This window comes from Bradyrhizobium sp. NAS96.2, assembly GCF_001908235.1.
Classification (GTDB): Bacteria; Pseudomonadota; Alphaproteobacteria; order Rhizobiales; family Xanthobacteraceae; genus Bradyrhizobium.
Genome location: NZ_LGHK01000420.1, coordinates 1 through 1,502 on the forward strand (window position 1 = coordinate 1; position 1,502 = coordinate 1,502).

Consider the following 1,502-nt stretch of genomic DNA (forward strand, 5'->3'; position numbering starts at 1 on the left):
TGTTTTTGGTGCCCCGGAGCAAAGGGGGCGCGATGGGCACGGCATCCATTCACGAGGGTGTACGACGGATGCGGTTTTCAGATTTGCTGGAACGGACGGAGGCGAGGGAACTGACGCAGGAGGCTGCTGCGGAGGTTCTCGGGATCAGTGTTCGGACCTTCCAACGGTGGGCGGAGCGTTATGAGGCGGAGGGCGATGGCGGGCTGGTCGACCGCCGGCTGGGGCGGCGCTCGCCACGGCGGGCTCCACAGGAAGAACTGGAACGGATGCTGGGACTGTTCCGGGACAAGTACGCGGACTTCACGGTGAAGCACTTCCACGAGCAGCTGCAAAAGCGGCACGACTATGTGCTGGGCTATACGGTGACGAAGCTCGCCCTGCAGGCGGCAGGCCTGGTGCGGAAGGCGCCGAAGCGTTCGGCGCACCGCAAGAAGCGCCCGCGCCGGCCACTTCGGGGCATGCTGCTGCACCAGGACGGATCGCGCCATGTCTGGATCGAAGGTCTTCCGGCGATGGACCTGATCGTCACGATGGACGATGCGACGAGTGAGATCTACTCGATGCTGCTGGTCGAGGAAGAAGGCACGGCCTCGACGTTCCTGGCCCTGGGCGAGGTGATCGGCGAGCATGGCCTGTTCTGCGCGCTCTACACCGACCGCGGCAGCCATTATTTCCTGACCCCAAAAGCTGGCGAGAGGGTCTCGAAGACGCAACAAACCCAGGTGGGACGGGCCTTATCCCATCTGGGGATCGAGCATATCGCGGCCTATTCGCCGCAGGCGCGGGGGCGCTCCGAGCGGGTGTTCGGCACCTTGCAGGATCGGCTGCCGAAGGAGCTGCGGCTTGCCGGGATCACGACGGTTGAGGCTGCCAACGCGTGGCTGAAGGCGCATTACATCCCCGGGCACAACGCCGCGTTTGCGATCAAGCCCGATCAGGAAGGCACGGCATTCGTGGCCGATCGGCATGAGGCCTGGCGCGAGGCGCTGTGCGTGATCGAGGAGCGAACCGTTGCCAACGACAATACCGTTGCATGGAACGGTCGGCGGCTGCAGTTGCCGGAGAGCCGGCTAAGACCTCACTTCGTCAAGGCCTTGGTGCGGCTACATGAGTATCCCGATGGCACCGTCAGCGTGTTCCTTGGACCGCATCGATTGGCGAGGTTTGCCCCTGACGGACAGCAGATCAGCCCCGACGCGCTTCAGCCTAGCGGCGTGCTCGGAGCCGTCAAGGACAAGCCCTTGCGGGCGCGCAAGCGCGCGTCCTTGACCGCTCCTGCGCGCCCCGCCGTCGAGAAAGCGCGGGTCGGGACGGAGAAACGGGCTTCAAGTCGAACAAAGAAACTCACCCACACGGCTAAAACCGCCACAACAGCCGTGGCATGATCAATCAGGGAAAGCCGTCCCCGCCTTCCGGCTCCCCTGCAAATCAGAAACGAAGGCGACAGATCACGAGCTACAAAAACACGACATCTTCACCCGCTACGGACAGGCGTCGTGTCG

General features: G+C 63.9%; 1 protein-coding gene. It reads left to right on the forward strand.

Annotated elements, in window-relative coordinates; genetic code table 11:
- A partial coding sequence (locus AC628_RS41665) for an ISNCY family transposase (RefSeq protein ID WP_074132566.1) occupies positions 1 to 1,385 on the forward strand: 1,385 nt, incomplete at its 5' end.
- Positions 1,386 to 1,502 lie beyond the last annotated feature (117 nt).